We start from the raw sequence: 1,693 nt of genomic DNA on the forward strand, positions 1-1,693 counted from the left end.
GGATTGGGCGTGCTGCCGTCGCCGCCGCCGGACGAGCGCTCGGCCTGGGCCTGCGGGCGAAGCCGGGCGATCTCGTTCTTGGTCGAGATCACGTCGGGGTGATTGTCGGTCCAGCCGCGCGATTGCTGCTGGGCGAGCTGAGCCTGGAGCGTCGCGAGCTGCTGGCTGGCATAGCCGCCGCCGCCGGAGACGCCGGGCACGGCGATGGTTGCCGGAGTAGACGCCAGCTGAGCGCGGATCGAGGCGACGCCGCTCTGTGCGGTCATGAGGTCGCGGTCGATCGACGACAGCTCCATCCGGGCGGCCGACATGCGCTGGCCGATCGAGCCCTCGCCCGGGAGAAGCCCGAGGAACTTGGTCTCGAACTCGACGCGGCGCTGCTCGGCCTGCTGGAGCTGGGCCTCACGGCGCTGGAGCTCCTGGTCGAGGAAGCCGAGCGACTGGCCGGTCTCGGTGCGGGAGCCGGCGAGGTTCTCCTCGACGAAGATGTCGAGCAGCTTCTGGACGACCGCGGAGGCGGTGCGCGAATTCTGGGCGTTGGAGAAGCCGCCCACGCCGACCGTGGCGGTGATCTCCAGCATGTTGGGATTGTCGAGCGCGGCCGTGATCTTGATGCTCTCGCGAAGCTTACCGACCTGCGCCGCCAGATCCGCATCGGACGCGACGAGCAGGTTGAGATCGGTGCCTCGAACCACCTTCTGGAGGTTCTCGGTCGAAGTCAGCGTCTGCTTCACCTTCAGAAGCTCGGCGGCGCGGTCGGCGACCGTGATCCCGACCTGCTGCGGCAGGATCGACTGCATTTCGGCGAAGACGCGTGCCTTCGATTCATAGCTGTTCGGGATGAGCGCGATGACGAGCCAGCCCGCAAGGCAGAGCCCCCAGGCCACGCCCAGGGCAAGCCACTTGCGCACCCAGACGGTGTGCACCGCAATCCGAAGCTGATCGTAGAGACCGTCCATCGACTTTCGCTATCCCTTTGAGGAGGAGGTTCGGGCCGGGCCGGTGATCAGAACATGCTTTCGGGGATGATGATGACGTCGCCGGGCTCGAGCCGGACGTTCGCCTTGGCGTCGCCGCGCTTGATGAGGCGCGAGATCTTGAGGTCGTATTCGGTCTGCTTGCCCGTCGCCCGGTCGTGTCGGACGAGGCGCGCGCGGTCGCCGGCGGCGAATTCGGAGAGGCCGCCAACCTCGATCATCGCGTCGAGCAGCGTCATGTTCGCCCGGTAAGGCAGCGACGCGGGCTTTTCGGTGGCGCCGACGATGCGGACCTGCTGCGAGAAGGTGCCCTGGAACTTGTCGATCATCACCGAGACGCGCGGCTCGGAGATATACTGGGTCAGCGACTTCTTGATGTCCTCGGCGAGCTGGGCAGGGGTTTTGCCGACCGCGGGCATATCGGTGATCAGCGGGGTGGTGATGCGGCCGTCGGGACGGACCTGCACCTTGGCGCCCAGCTCCGGATTGCGCCAGACGAAGACGGTCAGCTCATCGAGCGGACCGATGATGTATTTCTCGCTGACCGCTTGCTCGTCGGTGCCGACGAACGAGGCCGCGGGAAGCGACTTTCCGGTGGAGGAGGAAGTCGTGCACCCGCCCAGCGCAGCCGCGCCGACGGTGACCAGGAGAGCCAGTTTGGACTTCACGGATACGCGCATGATGATACCTCTTCGCTGCCTTTTCCCCTGCACCCG

General features: G+C 66.6%; 1 protein-coding gene and 1 pseudogene. Both read right to left on the reverse strand.

Annotation, left to right across the window (positions count from 1 at the left end; genetic code table 11):
- Window positions 1–959: pseudogene (locus VF662_RS16175) on the reverse strand (XrtA system polysaccharide chain length determinant); the annotation flags it as partial.
- Window positions 960–1,006: 47 nt separating this feature from the next.
- On the reverse strand, window positions 1,007–1,657 hold the full coding sequence (locus tag VF662_RS16180) for an XrtA/PEP-CTERM system exopolysaccharide export protein (RefSeq protein ID WP_464142982.1): 651 nt from the start codon (window positions 1,655–1,657) through the stop codon (window positions 1,007–1,009).
- Window positions 1,658–1,693 lie beyond the last annotated feature (36 nt).

The sequence above is a fragment of the Allosphingosinicella sp. genome (assembly GCF_036387215.1).
GTDB lineage: Bacteria > Pseudomonadota > Alphaproteobacteria > Sphingomonadales > Sphingomonadaceae > Allosphingosinicella.

Coding starts and splice junctions, on each gene's coding strand:
- VF662_RS16180 (WP_464142982.1), bottom strand. CDS start 1,657: ATGCGCGTATCCGTGAAGTCCAAACTGGCTCTCCTGGTCACCGTCGGC.